Here is a 26,348-nt window from a genome sequence, read left to right as displayed (position 1 = left end):
ACGGGGGTGCGAGCGATTGGTGGCCCCCGGCCGCACCCCTCCGCCGGCGGGGCTATTGGGATCCCCTGCCCACCGGTACGGCTATGGCCTCTCGCCTGCGGCAGTGCCAGTATGTTGGGAATCAGGCTGAACCACGGAGCCTGGCTCCGGGCGGAAAGGACTCGAGGTCATGACCTACATCAACAACTTCGACGATGTGGGGCGCGGCGACGTCGCCGCGGTAGGCGGCAAGGGCGTCGGTCTGGGCGGCCTCAGCCAGGGAGGACTGCCGGTCCCGCCGGGGTTCGTGTTGAACACCGCAGCCTACGCGGATTATGTGGCTGCCAACCATCTCGAGGCCGGCATCCATGAACTGGCTGTTCTGTCGCCGCACGCGGCGCCACAGGACTACGAGGAAGCCTCGAAACGGATCCGCGCCCTTTTCACCGGCGGCACCATGCCACACGCCATCGCGGCGGAACTCGGCGGCGCCTACGGGAGGCTAGGCGACGCAGACACAGCCGTGGCGGTGCGCTCCTCCGCCACGGCCGAGGACCTCGCCTCAGCCAGCTTCGCCGGGCAACAGGAAACCTACCTCAACGTCCGGGGGACGGAGGCTGTGGCCGCGGCCGTGATTGAGTGCTGGGCCTCCCTGTGGACAGCGCGTGCCATGGCCTACCGCGCCCGTGAAGGCATCGACCCGGACACGGTGCGCCTCGCCGTCGTGGTCCAGCAGATGGTCGACGCCGAGGCGGCCGGGGTGATGTTCACCGCCAATCCGGCCAACGGGCGCCGCGACCAGACGGTGATCAGTGCCGCGTGGGGCCTGGGCGAGTCCGTTGTCAGCGGATCGGTCACCACGGACGACGTCGTCGTCGAAGCCGGGACGGGCCGTGTGCTGTCCCGCCGGACAGCTGACAAGGAGGTCATGACCGTCAACGCGGAGCGCGGCACCCTGGAGCAGCCGGTGCCGGCGACGCGCCGCCGGCAGGCCGTATTGGACGACCGGGCGGCGGCCGAGCTGGCCGGTTACGGAACACGGATTACGGAGCATTTCGGGACGCCGCAGGATATCGAGTGGGCACGCGCCGGTGGCGAGTTCTTCATCCTGCAATCCCGGCCCATCACCGCGCTGCCCGACCCGGCAGCCGACATCCCGGACACCTGGCCGGTGCCCTACCGGCACGGGCTCTACTTCCGGGCAAGCATCGTTGAGCAGCTGCCCGACCCCCTCTCGCCGCTGTTCGCCGACCTCATTGACGGCTCGGTGTCACGGTCGCTGAGGGCCCTGATGGCCGGCGCCGTCGGCAAGGAGGTCATCCGCGAGGACGACGTCGGGCTGCCCACTATCAACGGCTACGCCTACTACTATTACCGCAACTCGGGAATGTGGCGGGTGATGGGCAAATCGCTGACGGCGATGCGTGCGCTGGCCCGCGGCAAGGCGCATATGGGAGTGGCGGGCTGGCGGGAATTTTCGCATCCCCGCTACGAGCAGGTGATCAAGGACTGGTCCGCGAAGCCCGTCGGGGAGCTCTCCGGAGAGGAACTGCTGGCGGGTGTGCAGACGCTGCTTGACGCCGGCACGGTGTACTACACGGCCGTGCAGTCCATCATTCCGATCGCCGCAACAAGAAATCTCCTTCCGGGCCTACTACGACAAGTTCGTTCGGCGCGACGGCGATCCCCCCGCCCAGACTTTCCTCCTCGGTTACGACAGCGAACCCATCCGCGCAGAGAAGTCGCTGTACGACCTCGCAGCCTGGGCCCGGGACGTCCCGGGGCTGGCTCCGGCGATCCTCAACGAACCCACCGCCGCGCTGGCCGGGCCGCAACGCACCGGGTTCCCGCCTGCCGGAGTGGACCCGGCACCCTGGCAGCAATGGCAGGCCCGCTTCCAGGAGCACCTCGGCCGGTTCGGCCATGCGGTCTATAACCTGGACTTCGTCAGTCCGGTGCCTGCCGACGATCCCTCGCCGCTGCTGGAGACGGTGAAGTTTTACCTGCGGGGACAGGGCAATGACCCTTACGAGCGCCAGCGGCTCTCGGCCGCCCGCCGCGAGGATGAAACCCGCCGAATCGTCGCCCGGCTCGGGCCGAGGCGCCGGGCCGCATTCCTCCGGCTGCTCCGGTGGGCGCAAAACGCAGCCCCGATCCGCGAGGACGCCCTGGCCGACGTCGGGCTGGCGTGGCCGCTGCTGCGGCGGATGCTGTTCGAGCTGGGCCGACGGCTCGTCGGCTCCGCAGTCATCGCCGAGCCCGCCGACGTCTTCTGGCTGCGCCACCGGGAGTTGCGCAGCGCCGTCGAGTTCGGACTTGCCGGGTCGGGCACACCGGCAGCCGTGGCAATTACCGGGGCAGACCGGCCCGTCCGCGCCGGCGCCGTCGAGGAGCGCAAGATGCTGTGGCGGGGCCAGGCCAAGGCCGCTGCCCCGCAGCTGTTGCCGGAGAGCCGGTGGATGGAGCGGGCCTTCGGCTCAATGATGCCGGCAGGCCCACAGGATCAGCTCGGCGACGTCATCAAGGGCGTAGGCGCCAGCGCGGGCCGGGTCACCGCCCCGGCCCGCGTCCTGAGGGGCCCACAGGATTTCGGCCTGATGGAGCCCGGGGACGTCCTGGTAGCCCGCATCACCACCCCGGCCTGGACCTCGCTGTTCGCGATGGCCTCCGCCGTGGTGACCGACGTCGGCGGGCCGTTGAGCCACAGCTCGATCGTGGCCCGCGAGTACGGCATCCCGGCCGTGCTTGGCACAGGCGTGGCCACCCAGCGGCTCACCAGCGGCCAACGGATCCGCGTTGACGGCGACGCCGGCACCGTCACGGTCGCAGACTGACCGCGTCATCAGGACAGTTCCCCGAGTTCCGCCGACCACGGAGGATTGGCGCCCTTTCGGGAGCAGGTGATCGCCGCTGCACGGTTCGCGTACGAGGCGACTGCGTGGAGCTGATCCAGGGTCAGGGTCTGCAGTTGCCGTCTTCCCTCCGCCCCGAGCGCTCCAAGTTTGGCGAGTCCGGAAATAAGCCCCGCCATGAAGGAATCACCGGCGCCCACAGTATCTGACACTCGGATCGGTTCAGCTGCCATCTCGGCCCGCCCGTTTCCGGACAGGATGACCGGGCCTGAGGCTCCGCGCGTCAGGGCCACAACCGCCGGCCCCAGTTCCAGCCAGGCCCGCAGGGATACTTCCGGTGCCCGGTCCGGGTAGAGCCAGCGCAGGTCTTCGTCGCTGGCTTTAACAATGTCGCTCGCCGCCACGAACACTTCCGCCTGCCGGCGTGCCGCAGCCGCATCGGGGCTGATCGCGGGCCGGCAATTGGGATCGAAACTGGTCGTCGCGTGTTCCCGGGCGGCCTCTACCAGGGCAAGGGTGGCCTGCTCCCCCGGCGGGAGCACCGTAGCGATAGATCCCGTGTGGACGTGGGTGGAACCTTTGACGGCAGCGAGGGCCGGCAGCGACGCCCCACTGATTGCCCAGGTGATCGAGAAGGCGTATTCGGCGGCACCGTCAGATCCCAGGGTGGCGAGGGCCGTAGACGTGGCCGCGCTTCCGCCGTTGACCACCTGGACGCCGTTCGTTTGCAGATGCTCTTCGAGCCGGAGTCCGTGCGGGTCAAGGCCATAGTGGGTCACCAGGATTGTCCTGAGGTCGAGGCGTGCAGCCCCCACTGCCACGTTGAGGGGGCTGCCCCCGGGGTGGGCCTGGCCGCCGGCAGGACCGCGGGGGTCGCGGATGATGTCGACAAGGGATTCGCCAATGACCGTCAGGACACCGTCCCCCGCGGGGAGGCGGGGCGCCGCGGTGGCGTCGGTGATGCGCATCAGCGGCCCGGATAGACGACAGTTTTGAGCTGACCGGCCTGCTTGCCCGCTTTGAGTGCTTCTTCCGAGTCGGCCAGCGCAAACTTGCCGGTCACCAGGATGTCCAGATCTACTTTTCCGTCCGCGATCAGCTGGATGGCCAGCGGCCAGGTGTTGGTGTAGCGGAAGACGCCCGAGAGCCAGATTTCGCGGTTCTGGATGTAGGAGACGGGGAGTTCGACGTCGTCGGCTCCGAGCCCGACCAGGATGACCCGGCCGGCCGGTCCAACGGCTTTGATGCCGGAACGGACAGCCTGCGGGGCGCCGGAGGCGTCAATGAAGGCATCGACGTCGAGCCCTTCGGCACTGTCCGTCAAGGCGTTCAAGGCATGGGTGGCGCCGTGTTCCAGGGCGAAAGCGAGCCTTTCTTCTGCAATGTCCGTGATGTAAATTTCGGTCGCCCCGTAAGCGCGGGCGGCTTGGGCGGCGATGATGCCGATGGGGCCGGCTCCGGCGATCAGGACCCGGCTGCCGGGCTTGATCTGGGCGCGTTCGCAGGCCCAGAGGCCGACGGAGAGTGGTTCGATGAGGGCTGCCGCCTCGTCGCTGACGCTGTCTGGGATGTCGTAAGCGAAGTCGTCCTGGATCCTCACGTATTCGGTGAAAGCTCCGTCGATCGGCGGGGTGGCGTAGAACTCGATGTCCGGGCACAGGTTGTACCGTCCGGCCTTGCACTGCTTGCAGGTGCGGCAGGGCCGCTGGGGTTCGACGGCGACCCGCCGGCCAACGCGGGACGGGTCCACGTCGCTGCCGACGGCGGCGATGCGCCCGGAGAGCTCGTGGCCCAGGATCAGCGGGTGGTCCACGACGTAGTCGCCGATCCGGCCGTGCTCATAGTAATGGACGTCGCTGCCGCACACACCGACGGCGGCGACCTGCACCAGGACCTGGTCCGCGTCCAGCTCCGGGACGGACAGTGTTTCCATGGCCATGTCGCCCTGGCGCTTGAGCACGGCGGCGCGCATGGTGGCGGGCACTTCCGGATGTCCGGGGGTGCGGGACTGTGCGGTTGATGTGGTCATCGAAGGGATCCTTTGCGGTTTGAAGAGGCGGTGGCGGGCTATTTGACGGCGCTATTTCACTGCACCAAGGGAGAGACCCTGGACGAGTTTGTCCTGGGCGGCGAACCCTGCGAACAGCACCGGCAGGGAAATCACGACGGCGGCGGCGCAGACCTTGGCAATGAACAGGCCCTGGCCCGAGACAAAGCCGGTGAGGAAGACCGGGGCGGTGCCGGCCACGACGCCGGTGAGGACCCGCGCCAGGAGGAGTTCGTTCCAGCTGAAGATGAAGCAGATCAGCGCGGTGGCGGCGATGCCGGGCATTGCCACCGGGGCGATGACCTTTCGGAGCGTGAGCAGCAGGGTGGCGCCGTCGATCTGGGCGGCCTCAAGCATTTCGACGGGCACTTCGGCAAGGAAGGACCGCATCATCCACACGGCGATGGGCAGGTTCATCGAGGTGTACATCAGGACCAGGAACCAGATGTTATCCAGCGCGCCGGCGGTTTTGGCGAAGAGGTAGAGCGGCAGGACTGCGGCGACGACGGGCATCATCTTCGTGGAGAGAAAGAAGAACAGAACGTCGGTCCACTTTTTAACCGGCCGGATTGACAGGGCGTACGCGGCGGGGATGGCCAGCAGCAGGACGAGGATGGTGGAGAAGATCGAGGCGGTGGCGGAGTTAATCAGCGACGGCCAGGGGCTGACGCCGGAAGTTGCGCCGAAGAACTCCTTGTAGGCGTCCAGGTTAAGGTCGGCGGCGATCGACGGCGGGTTGGTGGCTGCGTCAATTTCGGAATGGAACGAGGTAAGGATCATCCACAGGACCGGCACCGCGAACAGCAGGGCCAGCAGCCAGGCGGCAATGCCGGCGGCGGTGTTGTTGCGGGTGGGGTCCATGCGTGACTTGCCCCGGCGTCGTGATCCCGTGGTCGAGGTGGACGGGGTGGGGACTGATGACCTGGGCCCGGCGGGGGTGAGGGTGCTCATCGTGCTGCCTCCTTCTTGAAGAGCGAGAATACGGTGCGGAGTGCGAAGGTCGCCACGAAGATGGTGCCGATGACCACCACGACGCCGGCCGCTGAGGCCAGGCCGTATTCGTTGGCGTAATAGAACGTCTCGTAGATGGCGTAGGGCAGGTTGGCCGTGCCGAGGCCGCCGGAGGTGATGACGAAGGTGGCGTCGAAGTTCTGCACGATGTAGATGGCCCCGAGCAGTCCACCGAGTTCCAGATACTGGCGCAGGTGCGGGAGGGTGAGGTGGCGGAAAATTGCCCAGGGAGTGGCACCGTCCATCTGGGCAGCTTCAACGGTGTCCATGGGGCGGGACTGCAGGCCGGCGAGCAGGATGAGCATCATGAACGGGGTCCACTGCCAGACCAGGGAGACGATGATGGCCATCAGGGGTGCCGACGACAGCAGGTCCGGCTGCGGCGGGGCGTCGGAGCCGAAGAGCGACCAGATCCAGGTGAGGGAGCCGTTGATCAGACCGTAGACCGGGTTGAGGATGGCGTGCTTCCAGATGAGTGCAGCCGCGACCGGAACGATGAGGAAGGGTGCGATCAGCAGAGTCCGGGCCAGGCCCCGGCCAATGAACTTTTTGTCCAGGAGCAGGGCCAGGCCGAGGCCGAGGCCGAGGCTGACCAGGACCACCGAGACGGTCTCGACGATGGTGGTGAGGATTGCCTGGAGCATGTACGGGTCGGTGACCACCTGGATGTAGTTCTCGAACCCGGCGAATCCGGTCTTGTCCGGGCTCAGGCTGTTCCAGTTCATGAACGAAATGATCAGGGTCACCACGAATGGAAGCTGGGTGACGATGATGAGGAAGACCAGGGCCGGCAGCAGCGGTGCCCGCCGTGCCCAAGCCACTGCGCGTTCCCGCGCCCTGGCGTTCCTGGATGGTTTGGCTGTGCTGCTCCCTTGCCGGGAGACGCGCGCCGTTGCGGTAGTCATAATGTTCTCCTGCGGTTGGGTTGTTACTTCTTGTACTTGTCGCCGACTTTTTGTGCGGCTTCCTGGCCCTTGGCCACCGCATCGGCAACGGAGCCCTGGCCGGCGATGGCGGAGCTCACACCTTGGGACACCCGGGTGCCCAGGGCCGCGAACTCGGGAATACCGACGAACTGGATGCCGACCGCCGGCCGCGGCTGGACACCGGGGTTGGTCGGATCCGCGTTCTCAATGGCGAAGCGTTCGGCCTTGAAGAACGGCGCGGCCTGCTGGAACTCGGTGTTCTCGTACGTGGAAATGCGCTTGCCGGATGGGACCTTGGACCAGCCGAGCTTGGACGCGACCAGTTCCTCGTACTTCTTCGAGCTGGCCCAGGCGATAAATTTGGCGGCAGCTTCCTGTTTCTTGGAGGCCGCCTGCATCGCCCAGGACCAGGTCCACAGCCAGCCGGAGGACTTGGTCTCTTTCACGGGCGCCTGGGCATAACCGATCTTTCCCTTCACGGGAGAGGCCTCGGCTTCCAGGGCTCCGGCCGCGGAGGTGGCGTCGTACCACATGGCGACCTTGCTTTGACTCATGTTGTTCAGGCATTCGGTGAACCCTGCCTGGGCGGCGCCCGCTTCACCGTGCTCCCGCACCAGATTGGTGTAGAACTCCGTGGCTGCGGTGAATTCGGGGGCGTTGACCTTCGCATTCCAGTCCTTGTCGAACCAGGTCCCGCCGAAGGTGTTCACCACGGTGGTCAGTGGTGCGAAGACCTGGCCCCAGCCGGGCTGGCCGCGCAGGCATATGCCCTTCATCCCTGGCGCCGCCCCGTCAGCCTTGGCGGCGAGGTCGGCGACCTGGTCCCAGGTCGGCTTCTCCGGCATGGTCAGCCCTTTGGCGTCGAAGATGTCCTTCCGGTACATCAGGAAGGAGGATTCCCCGTAGAAAGGTTCGCCGTAGAGTTTGCCGTCCGTGCCGGTCAACGACGCCGTGTAGGCCGGCAGGATGTCCGCCTGGTTGAACTCGGCGTCCCTGGCCACGTTGTCCAGCGGCGCCAGCCAGCCGTTGGCGGAATAGAACGGGATCTCGTAGTTGGACAGTGACGCAATGTCGTACTGGCCGGCCTGGCTTGAGAACTCCTGGCTGATCTTGGCGCGGACGTCGTTTTCCGGCAAGACGGTGTAGTTGACCCGGATGCCGGTTTCCTTCGTGAAGTTATCAGCGGTGAGCCGCTGCAGGTCCTCCATTTGGGGGTTATTGACCATCAGGACATTGATGCTGTTCGGGTCGCCTGCGGAATTGCCGCCGCCGGCGCCTGCACAGGCCGAGGCGCTGAGTGCCACGCACAGGGCGCCTGCCGCCATGGCGACGCGTGTTTTTGCGCGCATTAAGGACTCCTTTGTTCGTCAGGGGGTGCGATGCTGCCCTACTCCGATTGCTGTGTCGGGGTGCGGGGCGGTGAGCGGGTCGAGGGCCTCAATGCCGGGTGCCTCGCTGGTGTTCCTCAAGATTAGGCTTGTGGCATAGGGCACAACTAGCGCGATGCTTGCTGAATTCTGATACTAATTTTCCGGGGGCGGCCCCATCCGGGCGCTATTCTGGGAAGAGCCGGCACAGATGCCGCACATTTGTCATGATCCGAACGCAGGGAGAACCACGATGAGCGCGGCGGACCCAGGCGGCGGCTCGGCCATCAATGACGGCGCAGCGGCCAGGCTTGCCGAAAGACTCCTGGGGATGCGGGCCAACCGTGAGGTGATTCCGGAAGACCCCAACCATTCCGTGCGCTGGCACGAGCACGACTACCCCAGCCCGGTCGCACGTTGGAACTACCATCCTGAATACGAGCTGCACCTGATCCGGAAAGGCACCGGAAAGTTCATCGTGGGAGACCACATCGGCACTTTCGAGGCCGGACACCTGGCCCTGGTAGGTTCGGGGCTGCCGCACGACTGGGTCAGCGACCTGAGACCCGGAGAAGTGCTTCAAGGCAGGGACGTCCTCATTCAGTTCGACGGAAAATGGGTCGAGAGGGCCGCCTCGATTCTGCCGGAAATGGCCGAGGTTAAACCCTTGCTGGAACAGTCCTCGCGTGGGATCGAGTTCCTCGGACGATCAGCCCGGGCCGCCGCCGTTTCCCTGGAGGCGATGGGGACCTCCACCGGATTGCAGCGGGTTCAGCATCTCTTTGACGTGTTGGCGATTCTTTCGCGTGCGCCAGAGACCGAACGGCGCTACCTCGCCGACGAATGGTTCAGGCCGCAACTGGACGGGCAGGCCGCGGCGGTGGTGGACCTCGTCCTCGAGTATGTCTTCAGCAACCACGCCGGCAGCGTCAGGATGTCCGAGGCGGCGGCGCTGGTGGGTATGTCGGAACCGACATTTTCGAAGTATTTCAAGCGCGCGACCGGCCAGAATTTCAGTGATCTGGTGCGCAAACTTCGGCTGGCCCACGCCCGCCGCCTGCTGGAGCGGAGCGACAAATCGATCTCGGACATCTGCTACGAAGTGGGTTTCACGAACCTGTCCAACTTCAACCGGCATTTCCGCAATGACGCAGGCGAAACCCCCCGGGACTATCGTCAGCGGGTGCAGCACTGACGGCAGCAGCGCGGGGTTCTGCATTCTCCCGCCCCGGAGCGCGCGAGCTGGTCACCATGGCCTGGCGATGGGCATCGGCGGTAGATTGTGGGCATGGGACAGACTTCCTCGGGCCGCCGGGATTTTCTCGCTGATCGGATCTTGGGCGTGGCGGAGTTCAGCCACGCGCATTGGTTTTTCGGCAATCTCTATGAGGTCCTCGTCAAAATCCCGCACCGCGTCGCGGCCGCTGAAGCAAGCCGTGAACTGCCCCGCTCGCCCTTTGGAGCGGGAAGCCCGGGCCGTTATTACGCACCGATTGCACCGATCAATGCGCCGGCGGCGATCGCTGCCCTCGTGGCAGGCTGGAATCATGCCGACAGCAGGCCATGGCTGCTAGTTGCTGCGGCCAGCTCGACGACGGGTGCGGCCGCCACCGCCTATCTGCTCCGGTCCATCAACCCAGACCTGTTCTTCAGCCCACAACCGCTCAGTGAGACGCGCCGCAACCCCCTGCTGAAGCGGTGGTACAGGGTCCACGCCGTCAGGCTCGCCGCCAGCGCAGTTGCCCTGGCCGCCATCCACGAGGCACGAACACTCCGGCTCAGAAACCGCGGATAACAGCCAGGCGCCACAACCTGAAGGAGATCTTCATGGGCAAGCTGACAGTGACTGCTTTTTCCACTCTGGACAACATCGCCGAGGAGCCCCAGCTCTGGACGGGCCCGTTCTTCAGCGACGCCACCGTGGCCTACAACGAACAAGTTCTGGCCGGGGCGGATTCGATGCTGCTCGGCCGGGTCACCTATGACGGCTTCGCCGCCTCGTGGCCGTCGCGGTCGGGCGACTTCACCGCCGACACTTTCAACGCGATACCGAAGTATGTCGTGTCGACCACACTGGACCACGCCGGCTGGAACAACAGCACGATTATCGCCGACGACATACCCGGCCAGGTCCGCGAGCTTCGCGAGCGGGAGAACGTGCTCGTGTGGGGAAGCCCGACGCTGACCAAGACGCTCATGGAGGAGAACCTCGTGGACGAGTACGTCCTGCTGGTGTCCCCCATCGTGCTCGGGCGTGGCAGGAAAATGCTGCCGGAGGACGGAACCCGGTACACACTGCGGATCGTCGAACTTGAACTCCTTGAAGGCGGGATGCTGGCCCTCCGAATGGCGCCGGCAGGGTCCTAAGGAGAGCACATCAGAGGATGCGCCTAGCTATCGCGCTTGGGTGCCGCCCGGACATGGGTGCGGTGACCTTGTTTGCCGATAAGGCTGAGGAATCCGACCGGACCGGCGCTGGTTGCGCCGAACCAGTGCGGGGTTCGGGTGTCGAACTCCACGGCTTCGCCGGGCCTCAGGATCAGGTCATGTTCACCGAGGACCAGGCGCAAGGTGCCATTGAGGACATAGGCCCAGTCGTGGCCTTCGTGGGTGCGCAGCTGAGGCTCCTGCCCATCCCTGCCCTTGGGGAGGATGAACTTGTAGGCCTGAATGCCGCCCGGGCGGCGCGTGAGAGGCAAGATCGTCGACCCGTCCGGACCTGCGACGGGACGCAGATTGAGCCGGGGGTCGCCGGTCGGCGGCGCATCGACGAGTTCGTCGAGGGTTACCCCGTGCACGCGGGCCAGGGGGAGGAGCTGCTCGAGAGTGGGCCGCCGGAGGCCTGCTTCGAGTCTGGAGAGCGTGCTGGCGGAGATGCCTGTCTGCTCGGCGAGGTCTGCGAGGGTGACGTCCCGGCGGAGTCGCAGGCGCTTGAGACGCGGCCCGACGGCGCTGAGTGTGTGGTCGAGATCGTCGTTCATGAGGGCTATTTTGCCATTCGGCAATACCGCTTGCACATCCACCTGCCAGCCCGGGAGCATGAAATCTGAAGGCACATCAGATCGTAAGGGGTTCCACATGGCCGGGACGGCAGAGACATCGCCAGGGGAAGCAGCGGGCGGACGCGACGGTGACGCGATGACGCACAGCTTCGACAAGGACTACTGGCAACAGCACTGGGAACAGGCCCACGGTCCCGCCAAGGCAGATTCGGGAGGGGCTGCCCCGAACCCGCATCTCATCCGCGAAACCAGCGGACTCGCACCGGGAACAGCGCTGGATGCCGGGTGCGGGACAGGGGCAGAGGCGACCTGGCTCGCCGCGCACGGCTGGCAGGTCACCGGCGCCGACATTTCAGGCGCTGCCCTCGCCCAAGCGGCCGAGCGTGCCGAAGGGCAGTCTGTGTCCGGCACGGTGACCTGGGTCGAGGCGGACCTGACGTCATGGGCGCCGGGAGGCCGGTTCGACCTTGTGACCACCCACTACGCTCACCCGGCGATGCCGCAGCTTGCCTTCTACGAACGCATCTCGGATTGGGTAGCCCCCGGCGGCACGCTGTTGATCGTCGGGCACCTGCACGCTCCCGCCTCCCCGGGGCACGGGCACCGCCCTCCCCCGGAAGCGACTGTCACCCTCGCGGACATCACCGGGGGTCTCGACGCTGCCGTATGGAGCATCACGAGTGCCGAGGAGATCACGCGGACACTCCCCGGACCCGGTGACCGTGCGTTGCCGCTGCACGACGTCGTCGTGCGTGCCACCCGGCGCGGGTGACCTCACAGTTTCCGCCGCGCTGCACCCCCGGTGTTGCTCAGTCCGGCCGGCTGGCATCTACCGGGTAGGTCATGAACGCCGGCGTCTCATACGGATGGACGGACAACGCGGCATTGACGACGGCGTTACGCCGGGATCGGGGGAAGATTGCCTCGATCCGGGTTTCCGGCACCTCCTCGGAGGAACCGACGACGCCGACGAACGGGGTCGCGCCGGGTAACGGGGTAAAACGCCCGGTGCCGTCGAGGCTGAACGAGCAGTGGGAGTAATTGCCGAGCCTGCCCGCCCCGGCGTCGCCAATGGCCTGCCGGACCGCGGGCGCAGCGTCGGTGGGGACGTAGATGACCAGGCAATCCATGGGCTCCATGGCAAAAAGTCTGCCACCGGGTGCCTCTCAGCGCCGAGGGTTCCAGCGAATCAGAATGTGGATGCTCCGGACTCGCCGAGCGGGTGCTCGCGCTCGATCTGGGCGACCTTCGGATCGTTCTCGTCGGCGCCGTAGTCGGAGTTGCGTGTGATGTCCTTCCCGTCGGGGAGCTTCATTGCGTGGAAGAGAAGAGACAGACCGGCGGCGACGATCAGGTTGATCGCAAACGCTGTGACGGCGATGTAGACCTGCGTGTCCGTGCCGGGAATGGCCGCGATTGAGCCGCCAAAGTGGGCTTTCGTGACGGGGTTGACCACGTTGTACGCCGCGATGGTGCCGTAGGTGATTCCGGCTGCCCAGCCGCCGAAAAGCGCCCACCGGTGGAACCAGCGCGTGTAGAGCCCGGCAACGATCGCCGGAAAGGTCTGCAGGATCCAGATACCGCCGAGCAGCTGCATGTTAATTGCCGCCGACTGGTCCATGGCAATGACGAATACCAGGGCACCGAATTTCACCACGAGCGACGCGATCTTAGAGACGTGTGCCTCCTGCCGGGGTGTGGCATCGGGCCTGATGAGATCGACGTAAATGTTGCGGGTGAACAGGTTTGCCGCTGCTATTGACATGATCGCGGCCGGGACAAGAGCACCGATGGCGATAGCGGCCAGTGCGATGCCGGCAAACCACGCAGGGAACTGGTCCAAAAACAGCTGCGGCACCACCAGTTGCGGGTTGATGGCACCGTTCAGGTCGACCGGCACGGTACCGGCAAATATGGCCGCGTAGCCCAGCAGTGCCAAAAGCCCCAGCATCAATGAGTACAGCGGGAGCACAGCGGCATTCTTACGGATCGTGTTCCTGCTCTTGGTTGCCAAGACGCCGGTGATGGAGTGCGGGTACATAAACAGCGCCAAGGCAGAGCCCAGGGCCAATGTCCAGTAGGCGGAGTAGCTGGCGGCGCCGGGGATGAACACGCCGGTGGGTTTGCCGGTGGCCGGGTTGGTCGCACCCAGTTTCGCCTCGGCGGAGTTGAAGATGGGGTCCCAGCCGCCGAACTTGATCGGCAGGTAGATGACCGCAACGATCACTGCCAGGTAAATCAAAAGATCCTTCACAACGGCGATCAGGGCCGGAGCCCGCAGGCCCGACGTATAGGTGTAAGCGGCCAGGACCACGAACGCGATGATCAGCGGCAGGTCCGTCAGCAGAACGTTCTCCGAACTGCCCAATCCCAGCACAGTGAGCACAGCCTTGATGCCGACCAACTGCAGCGCGATGTACGGCATGGTCGCGACGATGCCGGTGATGGCGACGGCAATGGTCAGGGACCTGCTGCCATAGCGGCCGCCAATGAAGTCGGCCGGCGTGACGAACCCATGTCGATGCGAGACGGACCACAACCGGCTCATCAGGAGGAATACGATTGGGTACAGAACGATTGTGTACGGCACCGCGAAGAAGCCGGTCACGGCCCCGGTGGCCCACATCGCAGCGGGAACGGCCACAAAGGTATAGGCCGTATACAGGTCACCCCCGAGAAGGAACCAGGTCACCCAGGTCCCAAACCCGCGGCCGCCGAGGCCCCACTCATCGAGGCTGTGCAGCCCCGTTTCCTCGCCCCGGCGCCACCGCGCGGCAACAAACCCCAAAACGGCCACCAGGACGAAAAGAATAATCACAATAGTGAGTGCCACGACGTTAACGGGCCGGTCCGGAGCGGCCAGCGGAAGGGCCATCCCGCTCATCGCTCCTCCCCGGGACTGGTCAGGCCGCGCACCGATTCGCGCCTGCGGCGATCCTCCTTGATCACTAGCCAGTAGGAGACCCCGACCAGGGCCGAGGTGATCGGAATCCACATCATCTGGTACCAGTAGAAAAACGGCATACCCACCCAGCGCGGCTCATCGACCGAATACGCGGGCACAAACAGCGGAACCACAATGGCGATGGTCAAAAGGATTCCGGTGATGACATATGGACCGGATCTGGCCGGCCCGCGTGTTGGCACATCGGGACTGGACATCGATGCCTCCTCATCGAGACGGCCCCGGAGCGGGAAGGCTTCCCGGGAGGTGCCGGGACCTGCAGACCGCATGTCGCAACGGTCTTTACAGAACAGAATAGACACCGGCCTTCGTCTCCGACAGGGCCAGCACGCCTCGGCGGAAGGCCGAACGGCGCGAATCGGGATGCGTGCGCCGGGTTCCGAGTTTCCGGCTCAGGCCGCTCGGTCGATCAGTCGGACCTGCCGGGGGAAATACGGCGGCTGCGCTGCGACCGTCTCAAAGACGATGAGACGGCGCACGTTTTTGAAACGATCCGGTCCGAAGACGGCATCCTCGATCTGCTCGTAAATTGCGCCTGGGGCGGCTACGAGAAGCTTCTGGTCAGCGCAGCGCCACCTCGGCAACACGATCTACGGCAATCCTCGTCCGCACCTCGGACAGCGGCGAGCAGGCGATCAATTTCAAACTGCCTTTCCCGGTTCCCCACCGTGGGTGGTCCTGCGGCCGCTGCCGGGAATTGGGGGCCAAACCCCAGGCGGAGTCGCGGCGGGCTGACATACTTTGGCGATGGCCGTCTACTTCGAATGCACAACGCGGACAAGCACGCCCAGGTCGGAATTGTTTGATCTTGCCCGCAGCATCGACGTTCACAAGGACTCGATGGCGGGGTCACGGGAGGATGCCGTCGCCGGCGTCAGGTCCGGTCTCATCTCCTTAGGAGAAGAGGTCACCTGGCGGGCCTGGCACTTCGGGATCCCATTCCGGATGACGAGCCGGATCACTCAGATGGAGGCGCCGGGGTATTTCGTCGACGAGCAGATCAAGGGTCCGTTCCGGCGGTTCAGGCACGTCCATGAGTTCAGCGAGGACGCGGAGGGAACCAGAATGGTTGACCGGATCGAGTTCGCAGCCCCATTCGGTCCAGTCGGGCGCGTAGCCGAGAAGCTCGTCCTGGCCCGCTACCTCCGCAGGCTCATCGAGGCACGCAACCGTCACCTGACCGCGGATCCGCAACCCAAATAACGATGGATTTCGCCGACCAGTTGACCCGTCCCGCTCCGGGAGCCCAGGGTGTCCATGAACAAATGGCAAGGCCATGCAACACTGGTCGGATGCCGGCGTTCAGCATCTTCACATCCAACGAGTTTTCCGATGCCGAAGTTCTCTCGTTGTACGAATCTGTGGGGTGGGCCGCCTATACCCGGTTTCCAGAACTGCTCACCAGAGCGATCCGAAGTTCCTCGTTTGTCGTGACGGCCCGGAACGCGAATGGTGAGCTTGTTGGCCTCGCGAGGGTTGTGTCGGACGATGCGACCATCTGCTATCTGCAGGACATCCTTGTACGGCCGCCTTTCCAAGGCGCGGGCGTAGGCCGGGCTCTGGTGGAGCAGGTCACGGCACGATACGCGCATGTCCGGCAAACAGTGCTCATCACTGACAATGAACCAGGGCAACGCGCCTTCTACGAAGCCATGGGCTTTATGGAGGGGTCAAACTTCGCCCCGGAACCCGTGCGTGTCTTCGCTCTATTTCGGTAGTCCCGGAGTTTCAGTTCGAAATGACTGGTATTTCCCAGGACCTTTCGTCCTGGCCGCTGCGAACAACTCAGCCTGTAAGAATGGGGCATGCCCCCGCATAGTTTTCCGATCAGACGGTTGGCCGAAGACCCGGCCCACGTCCTCGACCGCCGTCGGTGGCCAGGTAACCTTCCCCCTGTCGCACAGGTTCTGGACCAAGGGCTCGACCTGACCCCGGCCACAATCTTCGTAGGCGAAAATGGGTCGGGAAAATCCACTCTCGTGGAAGCCATTGCACAGGCTTATGGCTTGTCTCCAGAAGGCGGATCTACAGGGGCCCGCCACAGCACCCGATCCACGGAGTCCATACTTGCCGATCACCTGCAGCTTGTCCGCAACGCCGGCGGCACAAGACGCGGCTACTTCCTGCGCGCGGAAACCATGCACGGCTTCTTCACCTATCTCGAGAAGAACCCGAGCACCGTGGGTCCGGACATCTCGTTCCACGACATGTCACACGGCGAATCGTTCCTGGAACTGGCAGTGGATCGTTTCCGGGGACGCGGATTGTGGGTGCTCGATGAACCGGAATCAGCGCTGTCCTTCGCGGGATGCCTCAGCCTCCTGGCGGTCTTGAAAGATCTCCTCGCCGACGGCTCCTCGCAAGTCATCATGTCCACTCACTCCCCCGTTCTTGCAGCGCTTCCAGGCGCGCAGATTCTCGAAGTCGGCCCGTGGGGACTTCGTCAGCAGGAATGGCCGGACCTCGATCTGGTTTCCAACTGGCGATCATTCCTGGACTCCCCCGAAAGATACCTGCGACTCCTATAAGCCCGGCCTGGTCGGGGTTGAACTAACGGCGTCCCCGAACGGACAATGCCTGACAACGCCAAAGGGGAACAACGAACCGCCGATCTCGGTCAACGCTAATGCGTCGAGTTTTCCCTACTGCTTTTGGGCGAGGCGCTGGAGTTGCCATGCATGCACGCCGCTCACCCAGTCCCACCCTGGAGCGGCCGATGGGCCGACCCGCGGGTCGCTGGGATCATGGGCGTCACGCAAGGCGTGCACGTACGCCCGATCCTGGTCGATCCGTGCGCGTACCTGATCAGCTCCGCCGACGGACCCGTGGCCGGGGACGAGGACATCGACGTCGCGCGCCACGCCCTCGAGCAGCCGCAGCGCGGCGAGGTAGTCCTCGATCGGGTCAGCGGTGTCGTTCAAGTCGAGCATCGGGATCAAGAGATCAGAAAGCATGTCGCCGGCGACGAGAACCCCTCGTTCCTCAATCAACAGCGCGGCGTGGCCCGGGGCATGTGCTCGATGCTCGAGGATGCGGACTTGGGGCCCATCCCAAGGAATCTCCGCCGTCCCGACGGGCAGGCCGGTAATAAGGCCGAGGAGATCCAGCGGTACCTGTTCGGGGATGCCGGCCGCCTTTGCGACCGCCTCCACTCCGCCCGACAGCCGATCCCGGGCGGTAGCCGCGCAGCGCGCGGTGCCGTAACGGGGAACCGCGCCGAGCCCGGCGGGCCAAAGCAGGTGATCCCAATGAGGATGCGTCGAGAAGCCTGCCACAACCGTCTGGCCCGAATCAGACAAATCCTTCGCGAGGCATTCCATTTCGTAGCCGTGCACCCCGGGGTCGATGAGCAACACACCAGCCCGGCCCCTTACAACAACGGCATTGCTCTGGCAGAACTCGCTCTCGTGGATCAGCACACCCTCCGCGACCTGCCTCAACACGGGCTGGCCTCGTTTACATCGCGGGTGGCGTAGTTGTCCCCCGGAACCTGCTCGACCCGCGGGTCGGTGGAGACATTCATCCAATGGTCGATGCGGCCCATCATCTCCTCTTCCTAGCAGTGTTGCGTTCTGCAACTCCTATAGCGAGGACCAAATACCTGTCAAGGATGACGCGTGGGATCACGGTTCCAGGAGAGGCACTTATCCCGATACAAGACGGTTGACCGTTTTGCTAGGATCGGACCAGTCTTTCGTCTCCCTTTCAGTGGGCGACTGCTGGATCCCGGAATTGCGACGCGACAGGGTGCTTCAGAGAAGGCCAGCGGAACTCCCGATCAACTCGCGCAGCGGGTGGGTGACGATCCTGCTTCCACGTCCCAGAGTTGAAGTTGAGGTTCACAGATGGTCATTCAGGATCGCGCGAAGGCCACCCGCGGTGCCATTGTCGTCGGCGCCGCTGCGGTCTTTGAGGAGCACGGCTACGGCAGTGCCAGCTTGACCCAGGTCTCTGAGGCGGCCAGGGTGACCAAGGGCGCCCTCTATTTCCACTTTCAGTCCAAGGAAGATCTCGCCAGGGCGGTCATCGAGGAGCAGCATCGGATCGTCGTGGCCGAAAGCGAGAGCATCCTTGCCGGGGACTGGCCAGGCCTGACGGCAATGATCCTGCTGTGCCGCGCTTTCGGTCTTCAACTGGTGCACGAGCCAGTTGTCAGGGCCGGCATCCGATTGACGTTTGAGGCGACGGCTTTTGGTCCGCCCGTGCGCGGCCCTTACGAGGACTGGGTCGCCGTAATGCAGCAGCTTACCGAACGGGCCAAGGCAGAATTGCAGGTCCGGCCCTCCGTCGACGCCGGGACATTTGCCCGATACCTTGTTGCTTCGTTCACCGGGGTTCAGATGGTCTCCGGAGTACTCACCGACCGCGCGGACGTCATGCAACGGATCGAAGAGATGTGGGAAATTGTGCTGCCGGGGATCATGCATGACGATTTCAATGGTGACCCCCATGCTCTCTCCGGACTGGTTTCCGCTGGAAGCCCCAACCCGCCGCGGAGTCCTACCCCACCATCACCGTGACAGCCTCGCACGGCCAGCGAGGGCTGCAGCCCCCGGGCAGGTGGTGCCTTGCTTGCCATCGTCGAGATTTTCTGCGAGTCCGCCTCACATAAACCGGATGACCGCCTTGTTTTAGGGTGAGTGGTCATCTATTCTTGTCTCGGATCCATTGGGGACTCCGCTCGAAGAGCGGCTGTGTCGGCGCGCATTTTTTGGGGGGCGCCGGCACAGACCCCCGGCCTGGACTGTCCGCCATGGCGATCCCAGTGAGTTCGCGGCGGCCGCCGCCGTCACTTTTGAACTTGAACAAGCCTCCGCCTATGGTGGTGGGAGGCGCCCCGATGCATCCCCCAATAGCATCGGGGCGCCCCCATGTGCCGAGGATTGGAGCGGGACGAGTGAGGCCGTTCGGGAGCCCTCCCCTCGGCCACTACCCACGGCACAACTGCGCCGCCTACCGTCGCGACGCAAATCTCAGAGGGACAGTTTGAAGCCCACGTGCGACGCTTCGAAGCCAAGACGCTCATAGAACCGGTGGGCTGCGACCCTGGACTCGTCAGACGTAAGCTGAACCAGCCTTGCGCCACGCCGGCGCCCTTCAGCGATCGCCCACGTAATCATCGCCCCTCCAAGGCCGTTGCTCCGAAGATTAGACCGGACCCGCACTGCCTCGATCTGCAGTCGTGTAGCTCCGCCTCGGGCGAGGCCGGGGATGAATGTCAGTTGCATGGTCGCAACCACTTCATTTTCGGGTGAGACCACTGCGAGAAGAAGCTGCGCGGGGTCCTCATCAATTGCCTGGAAAGCAAGATCGTAGGGATGCCGGTGCTCGATTGCAATCGAGTCGACAGAGGCCCGGAGCTGGTCGGCAGCCAGAAGCCCAACAATCGAAGCCACATCACATGATTGAGCTTTCCTGATGGTGAATGGGCCGCCAGGCAGTTCCAGTTCAGCGAGAGTCATTTCCCCAGTATTCCAGCCATCTGAAATCAGTCAGACGCCGACCTCCGCCGGCTCGAAACTACATGGTGAATTCTGGACTGCCAATGACCAAAAAGCCGCAGGCTAGAGCCACGCGAAATTGCGGCTCCAACTTTCGGGCCACCGTTCACGAGTCCATTGAGACCTTCGGAATATCGGGCCGGGAACCCTGGGCGGGACGGATCAGGCAATAGCGGACGGATTCGCGGGCTGCGTGGCGTTGGGCCGCCGGCGTGAGGCCAGCACGCCAATGATTGCGGTCACGACGACGACAAACGTTGCCAGAACTGACGCGTTGAGGACGAGCGAGAGTTCCATTTGGTGCGGGAGAAGCATAGATTCGTCCCACCCTGCATTGTCGGCGCGATTGATGAAGTCTGCGTCGATCGGATTCCACAGGATGGCCGCGACACTGGTTGCCACCAACGCGCAGAGACTGAGGGCCAGCTGGACGAGGGACCCGACTGACGGCTTTCCATTGCGGCTTGACGGACGTTTGTCCATAACTTCCCCCGTTTAGTCTCAGTCGTGGCCGTTGCAGCCGCCGGTAATGCATTGCCCGTTGCCCACCGCCGAGGCGATGTCAGCCGGCCCGGTCGCTTCGATAAGCCCTGAGTGCGTCTTCTCTGATCCACTTTCGGGTCAGGAAAGCGTCCAGAACGCAAGAAACGCCGAGGATCGTCCAGGAAGTCCAAACCGGTGCAAGGCCGGCAATCACCAAGACCCCGACAGCAACAACGAAGCCGACGGAGACGTAGCCATAGATCCGGCGTGCACGGGTTGCAAATCTCGCCTCTTGCGTTTCGCGAAAGTAGTTCAGCATCAGTCCCCCAAGGTTCGAATCGGAGCCTACCGCACTGGCTGCACCAAATACCGAAAATGGATGCGCGCCAGATACGGCGTTGACCCACAAGATTTCTCATCGGCACCGCTATTTGGTCTTCGCCTCCTCCGCAGCACGTTGGAGGATCCTGCACCGGCACGTCGGGTCGTCGGGTTGCCTCGAACCACGCCCCGTCTGGTTCGATGAGTGCATGGATCATTCGCAGCTGAAACTGTCCGCCCCGAAGCTCAATGCGGGCGATCGAGTCGCGGTTCTCTCCCCGTCGTTCGCCGCCCCCGGATTCGCCCCGGCCGTGCATGAGCAGGCGATGCGGCGGCTCACATCGGCCACGGGTTTGATCCCTGTGGAATTCCCGACGACGCGCAAGCTCGGTTCCAGTCCCGGGGAACGGGCGGCGGACATCAATGCGGCGTTCGCCGATCCCAGCATCCGCGCGATTCTCGCCACCATCGGCGGCGACGACCAGATCACGGTCGTACCTCATCTCGACGAGGCGACCGTGCGGTCGAATCCAAAGATCTTCGTCGGATACAGCGACAACACCAACCTGCTGAACTGGCTGTGGTCACTCGGGATACGCGGATATCACGGAGGGTCGACCCAGGTCCACCTCGGCGCCGGGCCGGGTGCTGACGACGTCCACCTCGCTTCCCTGCGGGCCGCGCTGCTCACTGGAGGCGAGCTCGAGATCACCGATCCCGGGGAGTCGGAGGACTTCGGGCCGGATTGGCTCGAGCCGCGGGCACTCGTCGAATACGGCGACCGCGAACCCACCGAACCCTGGATGTGGACAGGTCCCGGACGCACGGTCTCCGGTTACACCTGGGGTGGCTGCATCGAAGTCCTCGACCAGCTCGCCATCGCCGACAGGCTGCCCTCCGTCGACGCGCTCCGGGGCACAATCCTGATCCTCGAAACCAGCGAACTGCTGGCTCCCGCAGATTGGGTCAAGCGATGGGTTCGAGCGCTCGGCGAGCGTGGTGTCCTGGGGGCGGTCGACGGCGTGCTGGTCGCCAGGCCTCCAGTCAGCAGCCACGGACAGGTTCCGTCTGCCGCCGAACGGGCTCGGCTCCGCGCCGCACAATGCGATGTGGTCAGCACCGAAATCGCCCGATACAGCCCGGCCGCCGTCGTTTGCATCGGGGTTCCCTTCGGGCACACCCGCCCGCAGTGGATCCTCCCCTACGGCGGTCGAATCCAACTCGACGGCGAAGCCAGGACGGTTACAGCCAGCTATGCCTGATCGTGGCAGGCAGTGCCAGGAGCACACGTCGGGTCATCTTCATTTCCTATGCGGTCGGACGCACGTTCTGATTTGATCGGAAGAGGTTGATGGGGTCATATGCGGCTTTGACGGCGGCCAGCCGGTCGTAGTTGGCGCCGTAGGCTGCCCTCACCCGTTCCTCCCCTTCCTGGCCAAGATCGTTGACGTACACCCCGCTAGCGGCAAAGGGCTGCATCGCTTCGAAGAAGGCGCGGGCCCAGCCGACGTGGCGCTCCGTTTCTGCCGGCTTGGACCACTGGCCCAGGATGAGGAGTTCGCTCTGGGACCGGCGATGCGGAAATGCCGTCGCCGCCGGGGGAACCCGAGCGGCCACACCGTGCAGTTGTTGCATTCCGATGCCGCTTGCCGCTGAAGGCATCTCGGCCGCAAACTGGAGCAGGACATCGATGGCGTCGGCGGTGAGGTCAGTCAAAAAGCTCGATTTCCAATAGTGGTGCCGGCCCGGCGGAAAGCCGCCGTCGTGGGCGCTTTGCCAAACGCCATAATCGGTGGGCACCACCGCGTCCACATCTGGGCCGAGGTCGCGCAGGGGCCGGAGCGCCAGCTCCGCCTCATCATGCGCGCCGCTCCAGCAGACGCCGATGCCGAAGACAGGGCGTCCTGAGGTGTCACACCCCAGACTGGCCGACATCGAGAGTTCGTCGGGGCACGAAGCGGCGAATCCGGGATAAAAGCCCAGGACCTCCCTTGTCCGTTCGGCCGGGAATGAGAGCGCTCCGGCAAGAACCTGTCCGACGGGATGCAAACGATAGGTGAAGGACGTGACAACACCGAAGTTGCCGCCGCCTCCGCGGATGGCCCAATAGAGGTCTGTGTGTTGGTCGGGGCTCGCCGTCAACAACCTGCCATCCGAAGTCACGATGTCGGCGGCCAGCACGTTGTCGCAAGCAAGCCCGTGTTTGCCGTTGAGCCAGCCGATGCCACCTCCGAGGGTCAAACCGGCGATGCCGGTAACCGACACAACTCCGAGCGGCGTGGCCAGGCCGTGCGCCTGGGTGGCGACGTCAAGGTCGACCAGGAGCGCACCCGCTCCAGCCAAGGCGACGCGCCGTTCGGCGTCGACCTGAACGTTCTTCATGCCGGAGCAATCCAGCATGAGCCCGCGGGCGCCGACGGCGTTCCCTGCCACGTTGTGGCCGCCGCCCTTGATGGAGACAGGGAGATCATTTTCCCGGGCGAAGTTCACGGCACGGCGAATATCCTCGGCGTCGGCAGGGCGGACAATGACGTCCGGACGGCGGTCAATCATCGCATTGAAGACCTTCCGGGCGTCGTCGTAGCCGGCGTCTCCGGGCCGGAACAGCCGGCCCCGGAGCGCCGAACCCAGGCCATCGACGGCGGATGGGTCAAGCGACGGTGCGGGGGTCCGGAAAGCCACGCCACGGCACCTTTCTCGTTCGAGATCGTCGAGGACGCGCGCCGGCCGGCGGCGCCGCGCTCATTTGACCGTCAATGAGCCGTGCATGTTGGGGTGGTAGTTGCAGTGAAAGGCGTAAGTCCCCGGTTCGGAAGGTGCCTTGAATGTGGCCGTGCCGCCGTTTTCCTTGACCTCGACATCAAAGAGGGTCGCATTCTGGTCCGCGGTTACCGTGTGCTCTGCGGTGTCCATGTTGATCACCTTCACCTCCGCCCCGGGAGCCACCGCACCCGGGATCTCGTAGGCGAAGTTGCTGATCGTGATTGTCGCGGCGGCGGCGTTCGCCGCCCCGCTTCCCGGCCCCGAAGTGGAGCCGGCCGGGGCAGACGGTTCCATCGACATGCTGGGCGAGGTCCCGGCGGTCGTGGCAGGGGCCGACGCCTGCGTTCCGCCGCCTCCGGCACAGCCGCTCAGCCCGATCAGTACCGTTGCCAACACAAGTGCAGTCCGTGTCTTGTTGCTCGTCATGATGTGCCGTCCTCAACGCTGGAGGGGGCTGAGAAATCAGCCCGGCTTCTTTCCATTCTGCATCCGCCACCATCAAAAAGCACCGCTGAAAAGCTCCGACAGAGAGCACGGGCCATCAGGGCTGCGTCCTGGCCTTTTGCAGGTAGGCCATGAGTCCGGCCAGTTGCTCCGGGGTCCAGGGCAGATCGGCGCTGAGGGCAGTCTTATTGTCCTGCCACATGGAACGGGCAGCGGCTTTGGTCTCTTCGCCTGCGTGGAACATGGATCCGATTTCGTCCCATGCCGTGGCCCATTCCCGGATGGACGGATCGGATACCCGCGTCCCGTTTTCGACATGCTTGAGACCCTCCTCGACCAATGCGGCCCACCGGACTTTGGCGGCCTCGATGCTGTCGCTGCCAAGTTCGGCTCTGCGGCCGGCCAGTTCCTGGCGCTGTTCTGGTGTGAAGTAGTTTTCGAGCATGGTGATCATCTCCAAAGTTGCCATGAACTGTTCCGGCACCGGCATGGTGGCCCCGTCGATACGTGAAAGCAGGTCGCGTATCCGGTCCTGGACCGCCTGGACCTGCTCGGCGTGCTGGCTAAGATGCAGCAACTGCCTTTCCAGGAGCGTGCGCAGCGAGCCAATGTCATCGGCAGGGGTTCCCAGTGCAACGCCGATTTCGGCCAGCGGGAGGCCGAGCATCTGCAGCGACCGGATCCGGTAGAGCCGCCGGACATCTTCCTCGGTGTAGCGGCGGTGGCCGGAAGCCGTCCGCCGGCCTGCCGACAGCAACCCAATCTCGTCGTAGTGATGGAGCGCCCGGACCGTGACGCCGCACGCTTTGGCAAGTTCGCCGATGCTCCATTGACCTGCGGCACCGCTCGTCTCTGTCATGTGAACAACCGTAGATCCTCACCCCGCGTGAGGATCAAGAACCTACTGGCCCGGCTGGCCGGTCCGGTCAGCCAGTCTTCCCGACGTCGGCCAGCCGGTTGTTCAGCCGGTCCACCTCGTCGAGGACTTCGGTCGCCGCCCAGGCACGGCTGCGCTTGGACTGGGTGACGGGGGTAATGACCCCGGCGGTGGAGAGCCGCTGCAGTGCGGCGTACACGGAGCTTTCGGCGACGCCGGCAATGTGGGCTGCGCTGTGGGCCTCGAATACGGGTCGCTCCAGCAGCCACGGAATGATCTTCTCGTCCGCGGATCCTCTGCGTGGCCTGGCCAGCTCCAGCCACATCGCCGGCAGCGCATCGAGGGCGGCGACGGATTCGCGGGCGGCATCCGAGGCGCGGATGGCGGAACGGGCCAGGTAGAGCACGAACGGATCGGCATCACCGGAGCGGTAGTTGTTGAGCAGGCTGAAGTAGGTGTCGACGTCGGCAACCATCGCCGACGCGATTGGGGTGACGGTGTTCCTGGTGAGCCCACGACGCCGGGAAATCGCCCCGATGAGTGCCCTCCCGATCCGGCCGTTGCCGTCGGTGAACGGGTGGATGGACTCGAAGTGGGCGTGCGCGACCGCCGCCTGCGCCATGATCGGCACGTCGCTGCGGTTGCAGAAGACGATCAGGTCTTCCATCAGGTCCGGCACGAGCTCCGGCGGGGGCGGGACGTGGATGGCGCCCCGCGGTGAATGGTCACTGCCGCCGATCCAGTTCTGAACCTCCCTGAACCGGCCGGCGTGTGGGCCGTCCATCGGGTCGTTCTTCATGAGCGTGTGATGGGCGGCCAGCATTGCCTCCAGCCGGATCTCGCCGGTTCGCCCGGCGTCGTCGATCATCCCTTGTACGGCGTCGGCGGCAGCCACCATGGAGCGGGCGTCATCACTGGCCTTGAGCCCGATCATGGCCCTGGCGTAGTCATCGCGGTTGGCGTTGACGTGCTCGATTTTGGAGGAGGAGACCGCCTCGCTGCGGAGCAGGAACCCGCTAATGGCGGCCATCCGCGTACCGGCAGTGACGTCCAGGGACGCGATGGCGACGGCGGCCTCTTCCAGGGCGACGATGGTCTCACGCCCCGGATCGAACCAGCTCCCGGCGATCAAGGGTGGCAGCGAGACCACCACCTCGGTGAATTCCCGGTCTTCGCGCGGCGGCCGCCCGGACGACTTCCAGGGCATCATCTTGCTGCCGTGCGCGGGCCAGCGGGTCATGGATCCTCCGGAAGTCTAAATAGTCACCCTACTATTTAGATTTTAGGGGCTAAGCATGAATAACGCGACGCGTGCTTAGGAAAACCCCTCGGCGGGGCGCGCTGCCCTTGATCGTCCAGCCCTAGGAGCCGGCTTCCCTCATGTCCGGCCGCGTGGCTTCCTGCAGCACCCAGCGGTTGCCATCCGGGTCGCTGAAGTAGGCGAAGGCGATTCCACCCATGTCCTGGACTTCGCTGATTTCCGCTCCCCGCCGAAGCAGCTCAGCCCGCGTGGACGCCATATCGGGGACCACCAGTTGCAGGCCCTCCAGGCTGCCCGGCGGCATGCTGGTCATTCCGGTGCCGACGACGATAGAGGCGGCGGAGCCCGGTGGCGTGAGTTGCACGACCCTCATTCCCGGGATGTATTCGACGTCGTGGTCCAGAACGAACCCGAGTCGGTCCGTATAGAACGACTTGGCCTTGTCCACGTCACTGACGGGTACTTGTACTACCTCGAGGCGCATCTCCATGCGGCTCAGAGTACCCCTGATTCCTGCTGCGCACAGGCCGTGGATCAACGGCGCGCCCT

27 protein-coding genes and 1 pseudogene are annotated in these 26,348 nt (G+C 64.7%); 10 read left to right on the top strand and 18 right to left on the bottom strand.

Going from position 1 to position 26,348, the window contains the following annotated elements:
• Positions 1-169 precede the first annotated feature (169 nt).
• Positions 170-2,813, top strand: a pseudogene (locus ARTB_RS02520) (PEP/pyruvate-binding domain-containing protein).
• 8 nt (positions 2,814-2,821) lie between these two features.
• Here ARTB_RS02520 and ARTB_RS02510 read toward each other — a convergent pair.
• From ARTB_RS02510 to ARTB_RS02490, 5 genes are read right to left on the bottom strand one after another with little or no spacing between them, the layout of a single operon-like run.
• Positions 2,822-3,799 (bottom strand): carbohydrate kinase family protein, encoded by a 978-nt coding sequence (locus ARTB_RS02510; RefSeq protein ID WP_243177443.1) that lies wholly within the window; start codon positions 3,797-3,799, stop codon positions 2,822-2,824.
• On the bottom strand, positions 3,799-4,860 hold the full coding sequence (locus ARTB_RS02505; RefSeq protein ID WP_243177442.1) for an NAD(P)-dependent alcohol dehydrogenase: 1,062 nt from the start codon (positions 4,858-4,860) through the stop codon (positions 3,799-3,801). The genes ARTB_RS02510 and ARTB_RS02505 overlap by 1 nt, the downstream gene beginning before the upstream one ends.
• Positions 4,861-4,911: 51 nt before the next feature.
• Complete coding sequence (locus ARTB_RS02500) at positions 4,912-5,829, bottom strand: carbohydrate ABC transporter permease (RefSeq protein WP_243177441.1); 918 nt, start codon at positions 5,827-5,829, stop codon at positions 4,912-4,914.
• Positions 5,826-6,794, bottom strand: coding sequence for a carbohydrate ABC transporter permease (locus ARTB_RS02495; protein WP_243177440.1), 969 nt, complete (start codon positions 6,792-6,794; stop codon positions 5,826-5,828). Before ARTB_RS02495 ends, ARTB_RS02500 begins: the two co-directional genes overlap by 4 nt.
• A 23-nt stretch (positions 6,795-6,817) precedes the next feature.
• Positions 6,818-8,164 carry an ABC transporter substrate-binding protein gene (locus ARTB_RS02490; protein ID WP_243177439.1) on the bottom strand — a complete coding sequence of 449 codons (1,347 nt, stop codon included), beginning with the start codon at positions 8,162-8,164 and terminating at the stop codon, positions 6,818-6,820.
• Between the two features lie 271 nt (positions 8,165-8,435).
• Here ARTB_RS02490 and ARTB_RS02485 point away from each other — a divergent pair, with 271 nt between their 5' ends.
• The 3 genes from ARTB_RS02485 (at position 8,436) to ARTB_RS02475 (ending at position 10,549) form a co-directional block, all read left to right on the top strand.
• A complete protein-coding gene (locus ARTB_RS02485; protein WP_243177438.1) occupies positions 8,436-9,377 on the top strand; it encodes an AraC family transcriptional regulator in 942 nt (313 codons plus the stop codon).
• A gap of 93 nt (positions 9,378-9,470) precedes the next feature.
• Positions 9,471-9,977: a hypothetical protein gene (locus tag ARTB_RS02480; protein WP_156945092.1), complete on the top strand. Its 507-nt coding sequence runs from the start codon at positions 9,471-9,473 to the stop codon at positions 9,975-9,977.
• A gap of 32 nt (positions 9,978-10,009) precedes the next feature.
• Positions 10,010-10,549, top strand: a complete 540-nt coding sequence (locus tag ARTB_RS02475; RefSeq protein ID WP_243177437.1) for a dihydrofolate reductase family protein — start codon at positions 10,010-10,012, stop codon at positions 10,547-10,549.
• Between the two features lie 23 nt (positions 10,550-10,572).
• Here ARTB_RS02475 and ARTB_RS02470 read toward each other — a convergent pair whose 3' ends face one another.
• On the bottom strand, positions 10,573-11,163 hold the full coding sequence (locus ARTB_RS02470) for a helix-turn-helix domain-containing protein (RefSeq protein WP_243177436.1): 591 nt from the start codon (positions 11,161-11,163) through the stop codon (positions 10,573-10,575).
• A gap of 97 nt (positions 11,164-11,260) precedes the next feature.
• Between ARTB_RS02470 and ARTB_RS02465 the strand changes: the two genes are divergently transcribed.
• A complete protein-coding gene (locus tag ARTB_RS02465) occupies positions 11,261-11,956 on the top strand; it encodes a class I SAM-dependent methyltransferase (RefSeq protein WP_243177435.1) in 696 nt (231 codons plus the stop codon).
• A 37-nt stretch (positions 11,957-11,993) separates the two neighbouring features.
• Here the strand turns inward: ARTB_RS02465 and ARTB_RS02460 are convergent, their stop codons facing one another.
• From ARTB_RS02460 to ARTB_RS02450, 3 genes are read right to left on the bottom strand one after another with little or no spacing between them, the layout of a single operon-like run.
• A complete protein-coding gene (locus tag ARTB_RS02460) occupies positions 11,994-12,323 on the bottom strand; it encodes a hypothetical protein (RefSeq protein ID WP_439954074.1) in 330 nt (109 codons plus the stop codon).
• Between the two features lie 50 nt (positions 12,324-12,373).
• Positions 12,374-14,068, bottom strand: coding sequence for a monocarboxylate uptake permease MctP (gene mctP, locus ARTB_RS02455; RefSeq protein WP_243177434.1), 1,695 nt, complete (start codon positions 14,066-14,068; stop codon positions 12,374-12,376).
• The gene (locus tag ARTB_RS02450; protein WP_043435481.1) at positions 14,065-14,346 is read right to left on the bottom strand and encodes a DUF3311 domain-containing protein; all 282 of its coding nucleotides are present in this window, start codon (positions 14,344-14,346) and stop codon (positions 14,065-14,067) included. The genes mctP and ARTB_RS02450 overlap by 4 nt, the downstream gene beginning before the upstream one ends.
• 550 nt (positions 14,347-14,896) lie before the next feature.
• Between ARTB_RS02450 and ARTB_RS02445 the strand changes: the two genes are divergently transcribed.
• From ARTB_RS02445 to ARTB_RS02435, 3 genes are all read left to right on the top strand, one after another.
• Complete coding sequence (locus tag ARTB_RS02445) at positions 14,897-15,352, top strand: SRPBCC family protein (protein ID WP_243177433.1); 456 nt, start codon at positions 14,897-14,899, stop codon at positions 15,350-15,352.
• A 2-nt stretch (positions 15,353-15,354) separates the two neighbouring features.
• Positions 15,355-15,867, top strand: coding sequence for a GNAT family N-acetyltransferase (locus ARTB_RS02440; RefSeq protein ID WP_308197207.1), 513 nt, complete (start codon positions 15,355-15,357; stop codon positions 15,865-15,867).
• A gap of 87 nt (positions 15,868-15,954) precedes the next feature.
• A complete protein-coding gene (locus ARTB_RS02435) occupies positions 15,955-16,677 on the top strand; it encodes an AAA family ATPase (RefSeq protein ID WP_243177432.1) in 723 nt (240 codons plus the stop codon).
• A 114-nt stretch (positions 16,678-16,791) separates the two neighbouring features.
• On the opposite strand, the gene ARTB_RS02430 is transcribed toward ARTB_RS02435, so the two are convergent.
• Positions 16,792-17,568: an MBL fold metallo-hydrolase gene (locus tag ARTB_RS02430; RefSeq protein ID WP_308197221.1), complete on the bottom strand. Its 777-nt coding sequence runs from the start codon at positions 17,566-17,568 to the stop codon at positions 16,792-16,794.
• A gap of 426 nt (positions 17,569-17,994) precedes the next feature.
• On the opposite strand from ARTB_RS02430, the gene ARTB_RS02425 reads away from it, so the two are divergent.
• A complete protein-coding gene (locus ARTB_RS02425; protein WP_243177430.1) occupies positions 17,995-18,669 on the top strand; it encodes a ScbR family autoregulator-binding transcription factor in 675 nt (224 codons plus the stop codon).
• 453 nt (positions 18,670-19,122) lie between these two features.
• On the opposite strand, the gene ARTB_RS02420 is transcribed toward ARTB_RS02425, so the two are convergent.
• From ARTB_RS02420 to ARTB_RS02410, 3 genes are all read right to left on the bottom strand, one after another.
• The gene (locus ARTB_RS02420; RefSeq protein ID WP_243177429.1) at positions 19,123-19,611 is read right to left on the bottom strand and encodes a GNAT family N-acetyltransferase; all 489 of its coding nucleotides are present in this window, start codon (positions 19,609-19,611) and stop codon (positions 19,123-19,125) included.
• Between the two features lie 201 nt (positions 19,612-19,812).
• The gene (locus ARTB_RS02415) at positions 19,813-20,052 is read right to left on the bottom strand and encodes a hypothetical protein (protein WP_243177428.1); all 240 of its coding nucleotides are present in this window, start codon (positions 20,050-20,052) and stop codon (positions 19,813-19,815) included.
• Between the two features lie 160 nt (positions 20,053-20,212).
• The gene (locus ARTB_RS02410; RefSeq protein ID WP_243177427.1) at positions 20,213-20,542 is read right to left on the bottom strand and encodes a hypothetical protein; all 330 of its coding nucleotides are present in this window, start codon (positions 20,540-20,542) and stop codon (positions 20,213-20,215) included.
• A gap of 121 nt (positions 20,543-20,663) precedes the next feature.
• Between ARTB_RS02410 and ARTB_RS02405 the strand changes: the two genes are divergently transcribed.
• Entirely contained in the window at positions 20,664-21,716 is a 1,053-nt protein-coding gene (locus ARTB_RS02405; RefSeq protein ID WP_243177426.1) for a S66 family peptidase, read from the top strand.
• Between the two features lie 46 nt (positions 21,717-21,762).
• On the opposite strand, the gene ARTB_RS02400 is transcribed toward ARTB_RS02405, so the two are convergent.
• From ARTB_RS02400 to ARTB_RS02380, 5 genes are all read right to left on the bottom strand, one after another.
• The gene (locus ARTB_RS02400) at positions 21,763-23,136 is read right to left on the bottom strand and encodes an FAD-binding oxidoreductase (RefSeq protein ID WP_243177425.1); all 1,374 of its coding nucleotides are present in this window, start codon (positions 23,134-23,136) and stop codon (positions 21,763-21,765) included.
• A 60-nt stretch (positions 23,137-23,196) separates the two neighbouring features.
• Positions 23,197-23,643, bottom strand: a complete 447-nt coding sequence (locus ARTB_RS02395; protein ID WP_243177424.1) for a cupredoxin domain-containing protein — start codon at positions 23,641-23,643, stop codon at positions 23,197-23,199.
• Positions 23,644-23,758: 115 nt separating this feature from the next.
• Positions 23,759-24,520, bottom strand: a complete 762-nt coding sequence (locus ARTB_RS02390; protein WP_243177423.1) for a MerR family transcriptional regulator — start codon at positions 24,518-24,520, stop codon at positions 23,759-23,761.
• A 67-nt stretch (positions 24,521-24,587) separates the two neighbouring features.
• Entirely contained in the window at positions 24,588-25,778 is a 1,191-nt protein-coding gene (locus tag ARTB_RS02385) for a Fic family protein (protein ID WP_243177422.1), read from the bottom strand.
• 121 nt (positions 25,779-25,899) lie between these two features.
• Positions 25,900-26,289 (bottom strand): VOC family protein, encoded by a 390-nt coding sequence (locus ARTB_RS02380; protein WP_243177421.1) that lies wholly within the window; start codon positions 26,287-26,289, stop codon positions 25,900-25,902.
• Positions 26,290-26,348: the final 59 nt, after the last annotated feature.

Source organism: Arthrobacter humicola, assembly GCF_022803015.1.
GTDB lineage: Bacteria > Actinomycetota > Actinomycetes > Actinomycetales > Micrococcaceae > Arthrobacter > Arthrobacter humicola_A.
This window is presented reverse-complemented; position numbering and strand designations above follow the sequence as displayed.

Coding starts and splice junctions, on each gene's coding strand:
- ARTB_RS02510 (WP_243177443.1), bottom strand. CDS start 3,799: ATGCGCATCACCGACGCCACCGCGGCGCCCCGCCTCCCCGCGGGGGAC.
- ARTB_RS02505 (WP_243177442.1), bottom strand. CDS start 4,860: ATGACCACATCAACCGCACAGTCCCGCACCCCCGGACATCCGGAAGTG.
- ARTB_RS02500 (WP_243177441.1), bottom strand. CDS start 5,829: ATGAGCACCCTCACCCCCGCCGGGCCCAGGTCATCAGTCCCCACCCCG.
- ARTB_RS02495 (WP_243177440.1), bottom strand. CDS start 6,794: ATGACTACCGCAACGGCGCGCGTCTCCCGGCAAGGGAGCAGCACAGCC.
- ARTB_RS02490 (WP_243177439.1), bottom strand. CDS start 8,164: ATGCGCGCAAAAACACGCGTCGCCATGGCGGCAGGCGCCCTGTGCGTG.
- ARTB_RS02485 (WP_243177438.1), top strand. CDS start 8,436: ATGAGCGCGGCGGACCCAGGCGGCGGCTCGGCCATCAATGACGGCGCA.
- ARTB_RS02480 (WP_156945092.1), top strand. CDS start 9,471: ATGGGACAGACTTCCTCGGGCCGCCGGGATTTTCTCGCTGATCGGATC.
- ARTB_RS02475 (WP_243177437.1), top strand. CDS start 10,010: ATGGGCAAGCTGACAGTGACTGCTTTTTCCACTCTGGACAACATCGCC.
- ARTB_RS02470 (WP_243177436.1), bottom strand. CDS start 11,163: ATGAACGACGATCTCGACCACACACTCAGCGCCGTCGGGCCGCGTCTC.
- ARTB_RS02465 (WP_243177435.1), top strand. CDS start 11,261: ATGGCCGGGACGGCAGAGACATCGCCAGGGGAAGCAGCGGGCGGACGC.
- ARTB_RS02460 (WP_439954074.1), bottom strand. CDS start 12,323: ATGGAGCCCATGGATTGCCTGGTCATCTACGTCCCCACCGACGCTGCG.
- mctP (WP_243177434.1), bottom strand. CDS start 14,068: ATGAGCGGGATGGCCCTTCCGCTGGCCGCTCCGGACCGGCCCGTTAAC.
- ARTB_RS02450 (WP_043435481.1), bottom strand. CDS start 14,346: ATGTCCAGTCCCGATGTGCCAACACGCGGGCCGGCCAGATCCGGTCCA.
- ARTB_RS02445 (WP_243177433.1), top strand. CDS start 14,897: ATGGCCGTCTACTTCGAATGCACAACGCGGACAAGCACGCCCAGGTCG.
- ARTB_RS02440 (WP_308197207.1), top strand. CDS start 15,355: ATGGATTTCGCCGACCAGTTGACCCGTCCCGCTCCGGGAGCCCAGGGT.
- ARTB_RS02435 (WP_243177432.1), top strand. CDS start 15,955: ATGCCCCCGCATAGTTTTCCGATCAGACGGTTGGCCGAAGACCCGGCC.
- ARTB_RS02425 (WP_243177430.1), top strand. CDS start 17,995: ATGGTCATTCAGGATCGCGCGAAGGCCACCCGCGGTGCCATTGTCGTC.
- ARTB_RS02420 (WP_243177429.1), bottom strand. CDS start 19,611: ATGACTCTCGCTGAACTGGAACTGCCTGGCGGCCCATTCACCATCAGG.
- ARTB_RS02405 (WP_243177426.1), top strand. CDS start 20,664: ATGGATCATTCGCAGCTGAAACTGTCCGCCCCGAAGCTCAATGCGGGC.
- ARTB_RS02395 (WP_243177424.1), bottom strand. CDS start 23,643: ATGACGAGCAACAAGACACGGACTGCACTTGTGTTGGCAACGGTACTG.
- ARTB_RS02390 (WP_243177423.1), bottom strand. CDS start 24,520: ATGACAGAGACGAGCGGTGCCGCAGGTCAATGGAGCATCGGCGAACTT.
- ARTB_RS02385 (WP_243177422.1), bottom strand. CDS start 25,778: ATGACCCGCTGGCCCGCGCACGGCAGCAAGATGATGCCCTGGAAGTCG.
- ARTB_RS02380 (WP_243177421.1), bottom strand. CDS start 26,289: ATGGAGATGCGCCTCGAGGTAGTACAAGTACCCGTCAGTGACGTGGAC.